Origin of the sequence: Kitasatospora sp. NPDC049258, assembly GCF_040678895.1 — a bacterium.
GTDB lineage: Bacteria > Actinomycetota > Actinomycetes > Streptomycetales > Streptomycetaceae > Kitasatospora.
Map to the genome: position 1 here is coordinate 1 of NZ_JBFAQT010000033.1, position 15,703 is coordinate 15,703.

The following is a 15,703-nucleotide window of genomic DNA, read 5'->3' on the forward strand; positions in this document are numbered from 1 at the left end:
GGGGTGACCAATGTGTCGGTCTGGGCGCTGGGCGGCGGCAACGCCTGGTTCTCCGCGGGTGCGCTGGGCGGCGGCGGTGACACGCCCGCCGGCGCTCTGGTCTCCAAGGCGAGCGGGCGGTGCATGAACACCCCGTCGGCGGCCAACAGCACCCGGATCGAGGTCCGGGACTGCGACGGCTCGGGCGGCCAGAAGTTCAGCCCGCAGGCGGACGGTTCGCTCCGGGTGCAGGGCAGGTGCGTGGACGCCTCGGGCCGCAAGACCGCTCCCGAGACCCCGATCGTGCTCTACACCTGCAACGGCGGCACCAATCAGCAGTGGACCCTCAAGGCCGACGGCAGCATCGTCGGGGTGCAGTCCGGGCTGTGCCTGGACGTGATCGGCGGCGCGGTCGCCGCGCCCAACGGCACCAAGCTGGAGCTGTGGCCGTGCACCGGCCAGGCCAACCAGCTCTGGACCGCGAGCTGACCGCCGCCGGGCCGTGGCGAACCACCGCGACCCGGCGGCCCGTACTCCTGGTCGGGGGCGACTCCTCGCCCCCGACCAGGAGCTCAGGAGGACACCGATGATGCGCATCGACGGCCCGTGGCGGATCACCGTGGTCGGCAAGGACGCGGACTTCGAGCAGCGGGCGGTGGTACGGACCGCCTACGGCACCCACGTGCTGGCGGGCCGGGTCGGGGAGTTCCTCGACGTCCGCGAGGACTCCTGGGAGCTGATCCTGGAGCACCACTACCCGGGGCTCAGCTGGCGGCCGGACTTCAGGGTGGTGCCCGGTCCGGTGTCCTCGCACGGCGGCCGGCTCAGCCGGGTCGTCCAGGCCAAGGACGTGCTGTGGCCGCAACACCCGCACGACACCAGCGTCCGCAACTTCGTGATCCGCCTGGAGGCCCTCGGCGCCGAGGCCCCCCGCCGGTCCCCGCAGGCCGCCCCCGTCCCGTCCGCCACCCGCACCGCCCGCACCAGCTCCGCCCCCGACCTCGCCCTGATGCCCACCCCGGACAGCCGCAGCACCCCACGCACCGCCACCGGGCCCGCCGAGCACCTCGGCGAGGCACGGCGGTCGTCGACCACCGGCTCCTGGAGCCAGCACAGCGCCGCCGGCTGATCGGGTCTGCGGGCCTTCGGTGCACCTGACTGAGCGTCTCCGACGGTGGGTGGCAAGATGGCGTGCCGGGCGCCGGTCCTCAGGAGGAAAACATGCGGCAGCGACTCAATCTGATCCTGCTCGGTGTGCGCGATGTCGCCGCCTCGGTCGCGTTCTACCAGGCGCTGGGCTGGCGACGGTCCACGGCGGGCTCGGACGAGTTCGCGCTGTTCGAATTGGGCGGGGTCGCGGTCGCGTTCCAGTCCCGGGCGGCCTTCGCGGCCGACTCCGGTCTGCCCGATCGGGAGCCGGGTGGCTTCGCCGGCTTCGCCCTGGCGTATGTGGCCCGCAGCGCCGACGAGGTCTACCAGGTCATGGCCAAGGCCGCCGAGCTGGGCGCCACCGTCACCCACCCGGCCGGCCCGAATCCCTGGGGACACAGCGGATACTTCACCGATCCCGACGGCCACCTGTTCGAGGTGCTCTACGAAGACGGCTGGATCTTCGACGAACACGACGATCTGGTGCTCTGACTGCCGGTCCGTTTCTTTCGGCGGCACGGTCGACGGCAATTCGGTCGAAGTATGCCTTCTGGTAAATTCACGGTGCTGAAATCGCACACTGGCATGAATGTAAGGTGTGCATTTCGAATCGGGAAGCGATATCGTCGATCCCGAGGTCCTTCGGGACGGGAGACGTCCGTGAGCCGGCGGGTGGGAGGCCGATGATCTCGACAGTCTTCCCGACGCGCCCGGCCATACGGAACTGATCGACGGAGCGCTCGTTGGGCCAGGTGACGGTTCCTGGCGAGCCCGCGCCGGAGGTCATACCGTGCGCGGAATCTCGGTGGAGGTGGCGTGAGGGCGCCGTTACTGTCGGGCGCTATGCGACTTCTTGTACTTGGCGGCACCTCGTTCGTGGGCCGGGCAATCGTCGACGATGCGCTGCGTCAGGGTGCCGAGGTGACCCTGTTCGGCCGGGGCAGAACTGGCACCGACCTGTTCCCGGGTGTGCCCCGGCTGATCGGGGACCGGGATACCGGGGACTACGCGGCACTGGAAGACGGCAGCTGGGACGCTGTCGTGGACGTCAGCGGGTACGTCCCGCGTCACGTCGGGCAGGCGATGGAGGTACTCGGCGACCGGGTCGGCCGGTACCTGTTCATCTCCAGTCAAGCTGTGTATGTGCGGACGGGTGTGGGGCCCGGTTCGGACGAGGACACACCCCGTCGCCCGCCGGTGCGCGACACCGAGGAGCTGGACGAGGATACCTACGGGCCGTGCAAAGTGGCCTGCGAGGACGACGTGGTCGCCCGGTACGGCTCACGAGCGACAATCGTGCGGCTGGGGAAGGTCGCCGGGCCGCACGATGTGCAGGACGGGCTCGTGTACTGGGTTCGCCGGGCCGCGCGCGGTGGCCGGGTGGCCCTGCCAAGCAGCCCCGAACAGCCAGTTCAGGTGGTCGACTCCCGCGACGTGGCCCGCCTCGTGGTGCAGCTGCTGCTGGACGACAGGCCCGGCGCGTTCGACGCCGTCGGTCCGGCTGAGCCGACCACGATGGCCGAGCTGATCACCACCTGCGCCCAGGTGGCGGGCAGCCAGGTCGAGGTCGTTCCTGTGCCGGCCGATACGGTGTCGCCGTTCTTTCCGCTGACCCGCCCCGAATCGATGTGGCCGACCCAGCAGCGAAGCCCTGCGCGCGCCCGCGCCGCCGGAATGCCCGCAACCCCGTTGGCCGTGACCATCGCTGACGTACTGACCTGGGACCGTGAGCGCGGCGAACCGCCGCTCCGGCACGGGTTGTCCCCATCAGAGGAGGCGAAGCTACTCGCCAGAGCCTGACGGTCGCCGGGAAAGAGTCGTGATCACGATCTACGGCTGGAGTACTGGAAGGTGGGTCCGTCGTCAGGGGCGGTGGAGGAGGAAGTCGACCGCGCGGGTGACGGTGGCGTCGTCCGGGGGTGGGGTGGGGTGGGTGGCGGTGGTGCGGATGTGGGCGAGGAGGGCCGGGTCGGGGGCGAGGCCGTGGCGGTCGAGGAAGTAGCCGACGGCCTCGGTCCAGATCCAGTGGCCGTCGGTGAGAAAGCCGCCCGGGACCGCCTCGCCGGCCGCGGGGTCCAGCGGGTCGGCCATCCGGGCGGTGGTGCTGAGCACCGGGCGTCCGGCCGACAGGTGGGCGAGGACGTGGTCGCGGTCGGCGCCCTCGGGCAGGATCGGGTGGTCGGGCCGGAAGCCGGGGCCCAGGTCCGGGTCGACGTGGTCGAAGACGCGGGCGACCTCGAACTCCGGGCCGTCCGTGGCCACCGCGGCCCACAGCAGGAGCGAGTGGTCGAGCACGAGCCGCTGGTAGCCCACCACCTCGGATCCGATCGCGACCACCTCGACGCCGGCCTGCTCGTCGCCCACCGCGGCCAGCGCCTCGTGGAAGGTGCCGGCCAGCACGGGTGCGTCGTCCGGGTACTCGGCCTGCACCAGGTAGACCCGACGGTCCGGCTCGTCCGCGAACAGCGCGCGGCGCCAGCACCGCCAGACGCCGGTGACCTGGTCGGCGCAGGCCTCGGCGGTGAGCAGCACCGCCTCGTCCAGGAGGTCCGCCGCCAGCTCGGCGGCGTCGCCGAACTCGGTGAAGTCGTAGGGCGGGTCGGGTACCCGACCGACCGTCAGGAAGTCGTCCGGTGCCAGTTCCTGCGCCAGGAGCGCGCCCGCCGCGGCCAGCTCCGCCGCCGTCACCGGCCGCCCCTGCCCGGCCAGTTCGGCCAGGGCGAGGGTGGTCGCGGCGTGCACCCCGCCGTCGGCGAGCGCCAGCCGGGCCGATCGCAGCGGCGCGTCGGGGAGCCGCCCCGCCAGGGCGAGCAGCAGCTCGTGGCAGGCGGTGTCGCGCGGTCGTGGATCGGGCATGGTGCTGTCCTGTCGCTGTGCGGTGGTGGGGCGGGCGGTGGTGGGGTGGGCGGTGGTGGGGTGGGCGGTCGTGGGGTGGGCGGTCGGCCCACTCGGCGGCGGGTCTACTGGTCGATGTGGAAGCTCTCGCCGTAGACCTTCCAGACCAGCGGGGGCTGGAGGTCGAGGTTGCCGGCCTTCAGGAAGACCAGCTGTTCGGTGTCGACCCGGTCGGTCTCCTCGTGCGCGGCCTCGGTCTTCATCGCGGCCCTGCGGGCGTCCAGGAAGGCGGTCAGGTAGGCCTTCTCGTCACCGCCCTGGGCGGGTGTCCTCGCCTTCTTCATCGCGCTCGCCCGGATGCCGCCGAAGCTGGTCGAGTCGTCGCCCGGGCCGTGCATCACGATCGCGTCGTAGTAGATGAACTGGCCCAGCGCGCGCAGCCCGTCGCCCTGCGCCTGCATCACGGCGGGGCCGAAGTAGACCCGGTCGCGTTCGTCCTCCTGCGCCTTCTGGAAGGTCGGGTCGGTGGCGGCCTTCTTCCAGTCGGAGACGAAGTCCGGGTCGAGCCCGGAGTGCGAGGAGGAGCCGTTGAGCTTGCTCAGCGCGGGGAGGTACCTGGCGAGCGTGTTGTCCGGCTTCAGCTGCTGGTAGTGCTTGAGCAGGTCGTACATGTCGCCGGTGCCGGAGCAGAAGCCCACGATGCCGGCGGTGTAGCCGCGGCCGTCCTTGATGTCCTCGATGTACGGCACCTGGGCCTTCCAGTCCAGCGAGGAGTTCTCGGCGCTGGACACCAGCTGCTGCGCGATCTCCTTCAGCCGGGGGTCGCTCAGGCCGGTGCCGGCGGCCGCCGTGGAGGTCGGGGAGGCGCCGGTGGGCTGGGTCGTCCGGTGCGGGCGGGCGAAGGCCGCCGCGGCGGGGACGGTGCTCACCAGGACGGCCGCGAGCGCGATGCGCAGGGGGGTGGACCGGTTCGACCGGGCGTGCTTCGACCGCATAGAGGCTCCATGGTGTGTCTTCGCCGCTGCTTCGTCGGACATGCCGGAGGCATCCCCGCCACGGGGAACGGGTGGTGGCGGCGGCGGGGTTCAACCCCGGCCGGGCAGGGCCGGTGGGCGCCGGCTGAACCGCGACCCCCGTTGTGTGCGTCTTACCGTGCGCGGACGGTTCCGCCGTGCGAAGCCCCGATCCGAGAGGCAGATGATGTCGGTACAGTCGATCTCCCGCGCCCCGGCGCCAGGGGCGCGTCGCGTCCCGGCCGGCGCCCGGACGCCGCTGCTGGAGGCGGCCGCCTGCCGCCACGTCGACCCCGAGATCTTCTTCGGCGGTCGTACCGAGGACGCCGACGCGCGCAACGACGCCGCCAAGCGGATCTGCCGCTGCTGTCCGGTCCGCGAGGCGTGCCTGCACCGGGCGATGGCGCACGAGGAGAGCGCCGGGGTCTGGGGCGGCCTCACCCCGGCCGAGCGCCGGCACTTCGGTGACCGGATCCGTGACCTGCTCGACCTCGGCGAGGGTCTCGCCCGCCGCGGCGACCTCGACCTGATGGACCTGGCCAGGACGGATCGTACGGCCCGGCCCGGGGTGGTCCTGCTGCTGGTCGACCGCGGCTGGACCGAGCGCCAGCTCGCCGCCGCGCTGGGGATCGAACCGTCGGTGGTCCGCAACGCCCGGGTGGACGCCGAACGCGTGGTCGGGCACTGCCGGGCGGTCGGCATCGACGCGCCGAGCTGGGCCCGCTTCATCCTGCCGACCGGCGTCCGCTGACCGTCGCCCCGCCAGGCCCAGCTCCGTGCCCGGCCGACCGAGGCACCCCCTCGGCCCCGGACCGGGTCCCTAGGTCGCCGCGTCCCCGGTCGGTGCGGCGGTGCCGTGCTGCGGGAGGTCGATGCCCGGGCTGAGCCGGAAGCGTTCGGGCCGCTCCACCGCGCGGCGTTCGCCGGCGGCCACCTTGTCCCGGCGGGCCAGCCAGGTGTGCAGCCGCTCGCGCGCGCTGCGGTCGCGGTCCGCGGAGTCCGCCCCGGTGGTGGCGGCGGTCTCGCGCAGCAGCACCCGCGCGGGCCGGTCCGGGCCCCCGGCCGGGAGGACCTCGACCACCACGAACCTGGTCCCCGGCGCGAACACCACCTGGGCCTCCTCGCCGGTGGCACCGAACGCGGCCGTCCGCCGACCGGTGGTGGACCAGATCGCGAACTCCACCGCGGTGCCCAACGCGACCGCCGGCGAGGTCAGTCCGGCCAGCGGGGCCGGCTCCAGCAGCTGCCGGCCGACCGGGTAGGCGGCCAGCGCCTCGGCCGCGAGGTCGGCGCCGAGCAGCACCGCCCCGTGGTGGCTCGGCAGCCGCCGCAGGCCCGAACCCAGGCAGGTCAGGTACGGGGCCAGCCGCCCGGGGGCGCCGCTGCGGGCCGCGGCCACCAGCTCCGGCCGGCTTGCCGGGGTGCCGGTGTCGGTGTGGTGCAGCAGCACGGCGACCAGATCGGGCTTGATGTCGTCCTTCCCGTGCGACCGCAGGCCCGGCAGCCGGGTGGCGGCCTGCTCCACCCGGCTGGCGCAGCGCTGGTACTGGTCGCCGAGCAGGGCCCGCAGCGCGTCCCGGTCCGCGGGGCCGCTCACGGTGGCGGCCGGCGCGAAGTCCTGCGGCTCGAAGACCCGCCCGGTGGCCACCGGCTCCGGGACGGGCAGCGGCTCCGGGGGCGGTTCCGGGACGGGGACCGCTTCCGGCCCGGCGGCCGGGGCCGGCTCCGGGTCCACGGCGGGTGGGTACGGCGCGGGCGGCGGGTACGGCGTCGCGGGCTGGACCGGCTCGGGCGCGGGGGGCGGCTCGGCCGGGCCGCCACCGGGCGCACCGGGGCCGGACGGGGCGGGGCCAGGCAGCCCGGAGAGCGGTGCCGGCCCGGGCGGGAGCGGGTCCGGCTGCACCGCCGGATACCCCAGCGGTCCGGGGCCGGCGCCCAGCGCGTGGCGCTCCGGTTCGGCGGCGATGCCCTGCGTCGGCGGCGGTCCGGCCAGCCGACCGGCCGGGTGGCCGGTCGGGTTCGGCCCGGCGTACGGCATCGAGTAGCCGGCCGGGGCTGGCACCGGTGAGCCGACCGAGCCGAGCCACTCCAGCTCGTGCATCCGGGCCATGAACCTGGCGACCGTCTCGGAGGCCTGGTCGACCAGCCCGTGCAGCAGCAGGCCGAAGCCGCGCGGGCCCGGCGGCGGGAAGCGGTCGAGCAGGCTGCCGAGCTCCTCCCAGACCTCCTGGGCGATCGGCCGGGACTGCTCGCCGACGATCAGCAGCGGCCGGGCCGGATCGGGCCGCAGGAACCGCGGTGCCCAGGCGAACGGCGGCTCCGGCCGCAGCCAGAGCCCGGCCGGGACGGTCTCCAGCGCCCAGAACGGGAACGCCTGGAACATCCCCGGCCCGGCCGGCGCCCAGCGTGAGCCGCCGTCCCGCCAGGCGGAGGTGACGATGTTGTGGCGGTTGGTCGAGGTCAGCCGGAGCAGGTACGGCTCCCAGGTGGCGCCGCCGCCCTGGTCGAGCACCCGGCTGGTCCAGCCGGCCGGGCCGGCGACCGGCAGGCCGATCGCGGCGTGCACCGGCCGCCCGAGCCGCGCGGCCAGCGTGCCGGTGAGCACGGTCAGTGTCTCCGGGTCCGCCCAGGGGGCGCTGACCAGCAGCTGGGCCCGGCCGACCGGGAGCGCGGCCACGGCGTCGGCGAAGTCGACCGGGTCGACCACCGGCAGGGCCGGGGTGCCGACCAGCAGGACGACGGTGCCGGGCGGGGCCGCCAGCAGGCCGATCGCGGGCAGCGGAGCGTCCGGCCGGGCGGTCACATGGGTGAGCCAGAAACCGGCCGCGACCTTGGCCACCGCGACCGCGGACGGCATCGGCGGGCGGGCCGGGGCCACGGCCGGCAGCCCGGGCCGGGCCTCGGCCGGGGTGGTCGCGGTCACCGTCTCGCGCAGCCGCCGCGGCCGTTCGCCCGGCCGGCAGATCCACCAGGAGGCCCGTTGGCTCGAGCCGTTGGGCGCTGTGACCTTGAGCGTCCCGTCCGGCTGGATGGCGACCAGGCCGTCCGGCGCGATCACCGCCACGCCGGCTCTGTCGGCCACCTTCTCGGCCGGCCGGCGGCCGTTGGGGGCCAGCGCCGCCAGTCCGGAGGCGGCCAGGATCAGGGTGCCGGCCCCGCGCTCGCGGGCGAGCCGGCCGAGCGAGGCCATCTCGTCGCGCAGCACCGGGGCGGCGTCCGGGGCGGCGGCGATCACGATCAGGCTGTCCGGCACCGGGCGCAGCGCGCCGGCCGCGGCCGACAGCTCGTCATCGCCGACCGAGGCCGGGGCGATCACGAAGTGCGGCCCGAGCGGGCGCAGCACCGAGCGGCCGAGGTCCACCGCCGGTGCGGCCGACGCCACCGCCGGTACGGCCGAGGCCACCGCGGGCACCGCCGGCGCCTTCCGGCCGAACCTGCGGCGCGGGGCCGCCGGACCGTCGGGGTGGGTGCCGGCGTGCGCGGTGCTCACCGCGCTCCCCGGGCCGGGCGGGCCGTTCCCGCGGCGGTCCTGCGCGGCACCTGCTCGGCCATGGCGTCCGCCTCCACTGATCGCTCCTCAGGGCTCGCGCGCCGTCCCCGCGACCCCGCCCAGGTGAACGCGGTCCGCACCACCCCCGGTTCACCCCGCCCCGGCGGGCCCGGCCGGCTCCTCGACCAGGCCGGTCTGCAGCTGGAGCGTGCGGCGCCGGGTGATGTGCAGGGCCCGGCCGGGCGGCAGCTGGCGCGGCTTGACGCTGCCGAACAGCTGGCCCTCGCTGGGCGGGCAGGACAGCAGCACCGCATGGGTGTTGACGTCCTGGAGCCTGCGCAGCAGCGGATCGCTCATCGCCCGGCCGATGCCGTTGGCCCCGCGCGCCACGATCAGGTGCAGCCCCAGCTCGGTGCCCTGCGCGAGGTGGTCGAGCAGCGGGGCGAACGGGTGCGCGCCGACCGGGGCGGTGATCAGGTCGTAGTCGTCGACGATCACGAACAGCTCCGGGCCGGTCCACCAGTCGCGCAGCCGCAGCCGGGCCGGGGAGATCTCCTCGCTGGGCACCCGGCCCTCCATCGCCCGGGCCGCGCCCTGGACGATCTGCTTGAGCACGTCCACCGCCACCGCGTAGCCGAGCCGGTACTCCTCCGGCACCAGCTCGTACAGGCCGCGGCGGAAGTCGATCAGCATGATCCGGGCCTCGCTGGGGGCGTACGCCGAGGTGATCCCCTGGACCAGCAGCCGCAGCAGGTTGGTCTTGCCGGTCTCGCTGTCGCCGACCACCATCAGGTGCGGCGACTCCTCGAAGTCGTGCCAGAGCGGGGAGATCTCCCGGTCCTCCAGGCCGAGCGCGATCCGCAGCCGGCCCTCGGCGGGCGGCAGCGTGGCGGCCTCCAGCCGCAGCGGCAGCATCCGCACCTCCGGCGCCCGCGGGCCGCTCCAGTGGTCGCCCAGCGCGTCCACCAGGTCGGCCACGCCGTCGGCGAGGTCGTCGGTGGTGCCGCAGCCGTCCATCCGGGGCAGGGCGGTGAGGAAGTGCAGCTGTTCGTCGGTGATGCCGCGGCCGGGCACCTTGGGCACGGTCGCGGCGGCCCGCATGTTGACGGTGGAGTCCACCGAGTCGCCGAGCCGCAGCTCGAAGCGGGTGCCCAGCTGGTCGCGCAGCGCCCCGGTGATCTCGCCCCAGCGGTTGGCGGCGACCACCAGGTGCACGCCGTAGTTGAGGCCGCGTCCGGCGATCAGGCCGAGCACGGGGACGAAGTCGGGGAACTCCTGGCGCAGGGTGTTCCAGCCGTCGATCACCAGGAACACGTCGCCGTGCGGGTCGTCGGCCAACCCCAGGTCGCCCGCGGCCCGGCGCTGGCGGAAGGTGGCGGCCGAGTCGATGCCGAGGCGGGCGAAGCTCTGCTCGCGCCGGGCGATGATCCCGTTGATCTCCGCCAGCGTCCGGCCCACCCGCTCCGGATCGTGCCGGCCGGTCACCCCGCCCAGGTGCGGCAGGTCGCGCAGCGCCGAGAGCGTGCCGCCGCCGAAGTCGAGGCAGTAGAACTGCACCTCGCGCGGGGTGTGGGTGAGCGCCAGCGAGGTGATCAGGGTCCGCAGCAGGTTGCTCTTGCCGCTCTGCGGGCCGCCGGCGATGCCGACGTGGCCGCCGGCGCCGGACAGGTCGGCGGTGAGCAGGTCGCGCATCTGCTGGAACGGCCGGTCGATCACCCCGACCGGCACCGAGAGCGCGCCCCGGCCCGCCCAGCCGTCCGTGGTCAGCCCGTACACCGGGTGCGGGGCCAGCGGCGGCAGCAGCTCGTCCAGGGTGGGCGGTACGTCCAGCGGCGGCAGCCACACCCGGTAGGCCGGCGGACCGGCGTCCACCAGCAGCTCGGCCGCCAGGTCGAGCAGGGTGCGGGTGGACTCCTCCTCCTGCTCCACCGGCTCCTGCTCCACCGCCGGGAGCTGCCGGGGCGCCACGTACTCGGTGCCGTAGGCGACGATCTGGCCGGCCACCACCGCCTGCTGGGCGGGGGTGGAGCGCTGGTGCCGGTACGGCCCGGAGACGTACGCGGCCTTGAACCTGGTCAGCGTGGAGATGTCGCTGCGCAGGATGCCGTTGCCGGGCTGCGAGGGCAGCTGGTAGGCGTCCGGCACGCCGAGCACGCCGCGACTCTCCATCGCGGAGAAGGTCCGCAGACCGATCCGGTACGACAGATGCGACTCCAGGGCGTGCATCCGGCCCTCGTCCAGGCGCTGCGAGGCGAGCAGCAGGTGCACCCCGAGCGAGCGGCCGAGCCGCCCGATCATGATGAACAGCTCCATGAAGTCACGGTGCGCGGCGAGCAGTTCGGAGAACTCGTCGACCACCACGAAGAGCGTCGGCATCGGGTCCAGCTGCACCCCGGCGGCCCGCGCGGACTCGTAGTCGAGCAGCGAGGTGTAGTTGCCGGCGGAGCGCAGCAGCTCCTGGCGGCGCATCATCTCGCCGTGCAGGGCGTCACGCATCCGGTCGACCAGCGAGGCCTCGTCCGCCAGGTTGGTGATCACGGCCGAGGTGTGCGGCAGCTGGTCCAGGCCCAGGAAGGTCGCGCCGCCCTTGAAGTCGACCAGCACGAAGTTGAGCGTCTCCGAGGAGTGGGTGAGCGCCAGCGCCAGCACCAGGGTACGCAGCAGCTCCGACTTGCCGGAGCCGGTCGCGCCGATCAGCATCCCGTGCGGGCCCATGCCGCCCTGCGCCGACTCCTTGATGTCCAGGTCGACCGGCGTACCGTCGGCGCCGAGGCCGAGCGGCACCCGCAGCCGCTGCTCCCGCGGGCGCTGCGCCCAGGACTGCGGCACGTCGTGCCGGTGCAGGTCGTTGATCCCGAGCAGCGCGGCCAGGTCGAAGTCGCCCGCCAGCGGCTCGGCGGAGTCCACCGAGTCGCCCAGCCGGTACGGCGACATCAGGGTGGCGAAGCGCCGCGCGGCGGCCGCCCCGAGCGCGTCCGGCCGCCCGAGCGCGGTGACGCTGTCCTTGCGGTTGCGGTCCGCGCCGACCAGCTCCAGCGCGCCGTCCTCGATCCGCAGCCGGAGCGTGTATTTCGCGTGCTTCCACTCCAGCGCGCCGTCCACGTCCAGCACCGTCGCGTTGCGGTAACCCGCCAGTGCGGCCCGGCCGGTGGCCGGCAGCCGGACGCCGTCGAGCACGATCAGGGTGTACGGCTCGTCCCGGCCCGGCTGGGCGTCCGGCTCCCAGGGCGGGCGGCCGGCGAACTCCGCCCCGAGCAGCTGCTCCAGCTCCACCACCGAGCCCGCCACCAGGCGCACCGGGCCGGCGCCGTCGGTGTCGGTCGGGTGCAGCGCGTGCGGCAGCCACTTCAGCCACTCCCACGCGGCCAGCCGGTCGGGGCCGGCCACCACGCCGATCCGCAGCTCGTCGGGCGCCTGGAAGAACGCCAGTTGCGCCACCATCGCCCGGGCCAGCGCCCGGGCCGCGGCCGTGTCCTCGCCGCCGCGCAGCAGGACGTGGGCATAGCCGCGGACGTGCACCGCGATCGGCTGGTCCGGCAGCGTGCCGTAGGCGTGGATGAAGCGGCGCAGCGCGTGCGCGCACAGCGGCTCCAGGTCCTCCACCGGCTTGGTGGCCAGCGGGGCGAGCTTCACGGCGAGCCGCTGCGAGCCGACCGCGATCCGCACGTCACCGAAGTCCGGGTGGCTCGCGCGTCGCTCCCACAGCCGCGAGGTACGGATCAGCGCGGCGAGCGCGCCCGGCGCGGGATGCCGCCAGGCCAGCGCCTCCTGCTGCTTGACCACGTGCCGGCGGACCTGCCGGCGCATCTGGGAGAGGTAGCGCAGGTAGTCGCGTCGCTCGCTGCGCAGCTGCCGCTTGCGGTCGCTGGAGCCGCGGATCAGCTGGACCACCAGCATCCCGATCGCCGACAGGCCCATCATGCCCATCGCCACGTACGTCAGCGGCCCGCCGCCACCGCCGCCGGGATGGATGAAGATGAACAGCATCGAGAACGAGCTGAGCGCCATCGGCGCCATCATCAGCATGCTGGACAGCCCGCTCTGCGACTCGGGCAGGCCGGGCGGCTCCTGGAGCTGGATGTCACCGTCCGGCATCTCCGGTCCGGGGCGCCGGGGCGGACGGTCGACGACGACCAGGCTCAACGGACCTCTCCTCACTCGCGGGCGGCACGCGGGCCCTGCTACCCCAGGCACGGACCGCCGGCCCCGCGGGGTTCACCCGGCCGGCTGAACCGTTCTTCCGGCGCCGCACGTAGTGCCGGGCGGGAGCCCTGGTGGCCGGGCGGATCGGAGGGCGGGAGAGGCGTGAGCAGTGCAGCCGTGACGGGCCTGTGCAGGCTGAGGTTCCGCGCGCCCGACAGCTCCTTCGAGCTGGCCGTCCCCTCCGACGTGGTCCTTGCCGACCTGCTGCCCGGCGTGCTCGGCTACGCCGGCGCCGAGGTCGAGGAGTCGGGCATCGAGCACGCCGGCTGGGTGCTCCAGCGGCTCGGCGGCGAACCCCTCGACGAGGAGCGCACCCTGGAGGGGCTCGGCCTGCGCGACGGCGAGGAACTCTTCCTGCGCCCCCGGGTCGCGGCCCTGCCGCCGGTGCACTTCGACGACCTGGTCGACGGGGTGCGCAGCGGCATGCAGGAGTGCGGCGACTCCTGGCGGCCGGTGATGACCCACCACCTCGCGCTGACGATGGCCCTGGTGGCGCTCGCCGGCGGCGTCCTGCTGCTCGCGCTGCCCGGTCCGGCGCAGATGCGCTGCGCCGCCGCGGCGGTGGCCGCCGTCCTGCTGCTGTTCGGCGCCGGCGGGGCCTGCCGCTCGGTCGGCGACGCCGCCGCCGGGACGGCGCTCGGGGCGGCCGGGATCGGGTACGCGGTGGCCGCGGCGGCGCTGCTGCCCGGGGTCACCGGCTCGGCCCGGCTGGTGGCGGGCGGTTCGGCCGCGGCCGGGGCCACGGTGCTCGCGCTCGCGGTGGTCGGCCGCTCGGTGCCGTTCTTCCTGTCGGTGCTGCTGCTGGCGGTGCTCGGCGGCGGCGCGGGTGCGATGGCGGTGTTCGACGTGCCGCCGCAGCACTCGGCGGCGATGCTGGCGGCCGCGGCGGTGCTGTTCGGCGCGTTCGTGCCGGGCATCTCGTTCAAGCTGGCGGGCCTGCGGCTGCCGGCGCTGCCGCGCAACGCCGAGGAGCTCCAGGAGGACATCGAGCCGTTCCCCGCCGAGGACGTGCTGGCCCGCAGCGCGGTGGCCGACGGCTACCTGACCGGCTTCCTGATCGCGATCGGCCTGGCCTGCACCGGCTGCCTGACCCTGATCGCGGGAGGTGAGGGCTGGGGCCTGCCGGCGATGGCCGCCGACCTGTCGGTGCTGCTCCTGCTGCACGCCCGCGAGATCGGCAGCCTCTGGCAGCGGCTCGGGGTGATGCTGCCCGGCCTGTACGGGCTGGTGCTGCTGACCGGCCGGCTCGGCCTGCAGAGCAGCTGGGAGGGCCGGCTGATGCTGACCGGCGCGCTGCTCGGGGTCGCCGCGGTGCTCGCGGTGGTCGCCTGGACGGTGCCGGGCCGCCGGCTGCTGCCGTACTGGGGTCGCGCCGCGGACCTGCTGCACTCGCTGGTCGCGCTCGCCCTGCTGCCGCTCGCCCTCCAGGTGCTCGGCTTCTACCAGACCCTGCGCGCTGTCGCCGGCTGATCCCGCCGGCCCGGCACGCCGGCACCGTCCGACCGGTCGACGTCGAAGGAGACAACCCCGATGCAGTCCAGACGCGACCAGGTGCAGGCCCACCTGTTCGTGATGAGCCGGGTCTCCTCGGGGATGCTGCGCGGCGAACCCGACGCCCCCGACACCCCGATCGCCCGGACCACCCGGGGCGCCGTGATCGGCCTGGCGATCGCCATGCTGATCGGCCTGGTGGTCGGCGTCTACGGGCTGATCGTGCCCGGCGGTGCGACCGGCTGGCAGAAGCCGGGCACCCTGGTGCTGGTCAAGGAGACCGGCGCCCGCTACCTGTACGCCGGCGGCGCGCTGCACCCGGTGCTCAACCAGGCCAGCGCCAAGCTGCTGGCCGGCGATCAGCTGACGCTCCAGCAGGTCAGCGTGCAGTCGCTGGCCGGCGCGCCGCGCGGTGGCCCGGTGGGTCTGGTCGGTGCCCCCGACGGCCTGCCGACCGCCGACCAGCTGGGGCGCTCCGACTGGCTCGCCTGCGTGGTCCAGGGCGCCCCGGGCGGCCGGAGCGGCCCGCAGCTCGCGCTGTCGATCGGCCTGCGCGGTACCGGCCGCCGGCTGGCGGACGCCCAGGGCGTGCTGGTCTCGGCGCCCGACGGCACGGCCTTCCTGCTCTGGCACGGACTGCGGCTGAAGCTGGACGCCGGCAGCGAAGCCCGGCGGGCGCTGGGCTTCGCGGCGAGCGCGCCGGTGCCGGTGACGGCCGGCTTCCTGAACGCCGTCCCGGTCGGGCCCGAGCTGACGGCGCCCGAGATCCGCGGGCGCGGTACGGCCGGGCCGGTGCTGGCCGGGCGGCCGAGCCGGCTCGGGCAGCTGTTCGCGGGGCCGGGCGAGGAGCGCTACGTGCTGACCCAGGACGGTCTGGCCCCGCTCTCCGGGACGATGCTCGCGCTGGTCCAGGGCGATCCGCGGACCCAGAAGGAGGCGTACGGGGGAGACGCGGTGAACCTCGGCCAGGTCGGGCCCGCCGACCTCTCCGCCCACACCGCGCCCGCCCCGGCGGCGGCCGCCTGGGCGGGCGCCGACCTGCCGGCCGTACCGCCGCAGCCCGCCCCGGCCGGGCCCGGCCAGGCCGTCTGCGCCGAGCTGCGGCCGGGCTCCGGCGCCCCGGCGCTCGGGGTGAGCGTGCTGGACGCGGCTGCCGTGGCCGGCCAGGGCGCCGCCCCGCAGCCGGGTGTCGCGCCGGCCTGCGCGGGCGCCGACCGGATCGCGGTGCGGCCGGGCGGCGGGGCGCTGGTGCGGGCGGTCACCGGGAGCGGATTCGGCTCGACGCTGTACCTGGTGACCGACGCGGGCGTGAAGTACCCGCTGCCCTCGGCCGCCGCGGCCAAGCAGCTCGGGTACGAGAAGGTCGCACCGGACGCCGTCCCCGGGACGCTGCTGGGCCTGCTGCCGACCGGTCCGAGCCTGGACCCGACGCTGCTGGCCTCGGGCGGGATCGTCACCCAGCCGGCCGCCCCGGACCCCTGCAAGGGGTGAACCGGCGGGCCGCCGGGGCCCGTTCACCATGGCGGGTCGGGGCTCCCGGCCC

General features: G+C 75.0%; 11 protein-coding genes and 1 pseudogene. 8 read left to right on the plus strand and 4 right to left on the minus strand.

Going from position 1 to position 15,703, the window contains the following annotated elements; translation table 11 throughout:
• The 5 genes and pseudogenes from AB0K43_RS24030 to AB0K43_RS24050 all read left to right on the plus strand — a co-directional run.
• Positions 1 to 468, plus strand: a 468-nt coding sequence (locus AB0K43_RS24030; RefSeq protein ID WP_363643027.1) for an RICIN domain-containing protein, incomplete at its 5' end; no start/stop codon positions are given.
• A 97-nt stretch (positions 469 to 565) separates the two neighbouring features.
• A complete protein-coding gene (locus tag AB0K43_RS24035; protein WP_363643029.1) occupies positions 566 to 1,108 on the plus strand; it encodes a hypothetical protein in 543 nt (180 codons plus the stop codon).
• 92 nt (positions 1,109 to 1,200) lie between these two features.
• Entirely contained in the window at positions 1,201 to 1,620 is a 420-nt protein-coding gene (locus AB0K43_RS24040; RefSeq protein ID WP_363643031.1) for a VOC family protein, read from the plus strand.
• Positions 1,621 to 1,750: 130 nt separating this feature from the next.
• Positions 1,751 to 1,873: pseudogene (locus tag AB0K43_RS24045) on the plus strand (Uma2 family endonuclease); the annotation flags it as partial.
• Positions 1,874 to 1,971: 98 nt separating this feature from the next.
• Complete coding sequence (locus AB0K43_RS24050; protein WP_363643033.1) at positions 1,972 to 2,928, plus strand: NAD-dependent epimerase/dehydratase family protein; 957 nt, start codon at positions 1,972 to 1,974, stop codon at positions 2,926 to 2,928.
• A gap of 63 nt (positions 2,929 to 2,991) precedes the next feature.
• Here the strand turns inward: AB0K43_RS24050 and AB0K43_RS24055 are convergent, their stop codons facing one another.
• A complete protein-coding gene (locus tag AB0K43_RS24055) occupies positions 2,992 to 3,984 on the minus strand; it encodes a hypothetical protein (protein ID WP_363643035.1) in 993 nt (330 codons plus the stop codon).
• A 104-nt stretch (positions 3,985 to 4,088) separates the two neighbouring features.
• Positions 4,089 to 4,958 carry a chitosanase gene (locus AB0K43_RS24060; protein WP_363643037.1) on the minus strand — a complete coding sequence of 290 codons (870 nt, stop codon included), beginning with the start codon at positions 4,956 to 4,958 and terminating at the stop codon, positions 4,089 to 4,091.
• A 202-nt stretch (positions 4,959 to 5,160) separates the two neighbouring features.
• On the opposite strand from AB0K43_RS24060, the gene AB0K43_RS24065 reads away from it, so the two are divergent.
• Entirely contained in the window at positions 5,161 to 5,727 is a 567-nt protein-coding gene (locus AB0K43_RS24065; protein ID WP_363643039.1) for a WhiB family transcriptional regulator, read from the plus strand.
• Positions 5,728 to 5,796: 69 nt separating this feature from the next.
• Here the strand turns inward: AB0K43_RS24065 and AB0K43_RS24070 are convergent, their stop codons facing one another.
• Positions 5,797 to 8,466 carry a hypothetical protein gene (locus AB0K43_RS24070; RefSeq protein ID WP_363643041.1) on the minus strand — a complete coding sequence of 890 codons (2,670 nt, stop codon included), beginning with the start codon at positions 8,464 to 8,466 and terminating at the stop codon, positions 5,797 to 5,799.
• A gap of 150 nt (positions 8,467 to 8,616) precedes the next feature.
• Positions 8,617 to 12,561: a type VII secretion protein EccCa gene (eccCa, locus tag AB0K43_RS24075; protein ID WP_363643087.1), complete on the minus strand. Its 3,945-nt coding sequence runs from the start codon at positions 12,559 to 12,561 to the stop codon at positions 8,617 to 8,619.
• A gap of 210 nt (positions 12,562 to 12,771) precedes the next feature.
• On the opposite strand from eccCa, the gene eccD reads away from it, so the two are divergent.
• Positions 12,772 to 14,139 carry a type VII secretion integral membrane protein EccD gene (gene eccD / locus AB0K43_RS24080; RefSeq protein WP_363643043.1) on the plus strand — a complete coding sequence of 456 codons (1,368 nt, stop codon included), beginning with the start codon at positions 12,772 to 12,774 and terminating at the stop codon, positions 14,137 to 14,139.
• Between the two features lie 60 nt (positions 14,140 to 14,199).
• A complete protein-coding gene (gene eccB, locus AB0K43_RS24085; RefSeq protein WP_363643045.1) occupies positions 14,200 to 15,651 on the plus strand; it encodes a type VII secretion protein EccB in 1,452 nt (483 codons plus the stop codon).
• The last annotated feature ends 52 nt before the right edge of the window (positions 15,652 to 15,703 follow it).

Coding starts and splice junctions, on each gene's coding strand:
- AB0K43_RS24035 (WP_363643029.1), top strand. CDS start 566: ATGATGCGCATCGACGGCCCGTGGCGGATCACCGTGGTCGGCAAGGAC.
- AB0K43_RS24040 (WP_363643031.1), top strand. CDS start 1,201: ATGCGGCAGCGACTCAATCTGATCCTGCTCGGTGTGCGCGATGTCGCC.
- AB0K43_RS24050 (WP_363643033.1), top strand. CDS start 1,972: ATGCGACTTCTTGTACTTGGCGGCACCTCGTTCGTGGGCCGGGCAATC.
- AB0K43_RS24055 (WP_363643035.1), bottom strand. CDS start 3,984: ATGCCCGATCCACGACCGCGCGACACCGCCTGCCACGAGCTGCTGCTC.
- AB0K43_RS24060 (WP_363643037.1), bottom strand. CDS start 4,958: ATGCGGTCGAAGCACGCCCGGTCGAACCGGTCCACCCCCCTGCGCATC.
- AB0K43_RS24065 (WP_363643039.1), top strand. CDS start 5,161: ATGATGTCGGTACAGTCGATCTCCCGCGCCCCGGCGCCAGGGGCGCGT.
- eccCa (WP_363643087.1), bottom strand. CDS start 12,561: ATGCCGGACGGTGACATCCAGCTCCAGGAGCCGCCCGGCCTGCCCGAG.
- eccB (WP_363643045.1), top strand. CDS start 14,200: ATGCAGTCCAGACGCGACCAGGTGCAGGCCCACCTGTTCGTGATGAGC.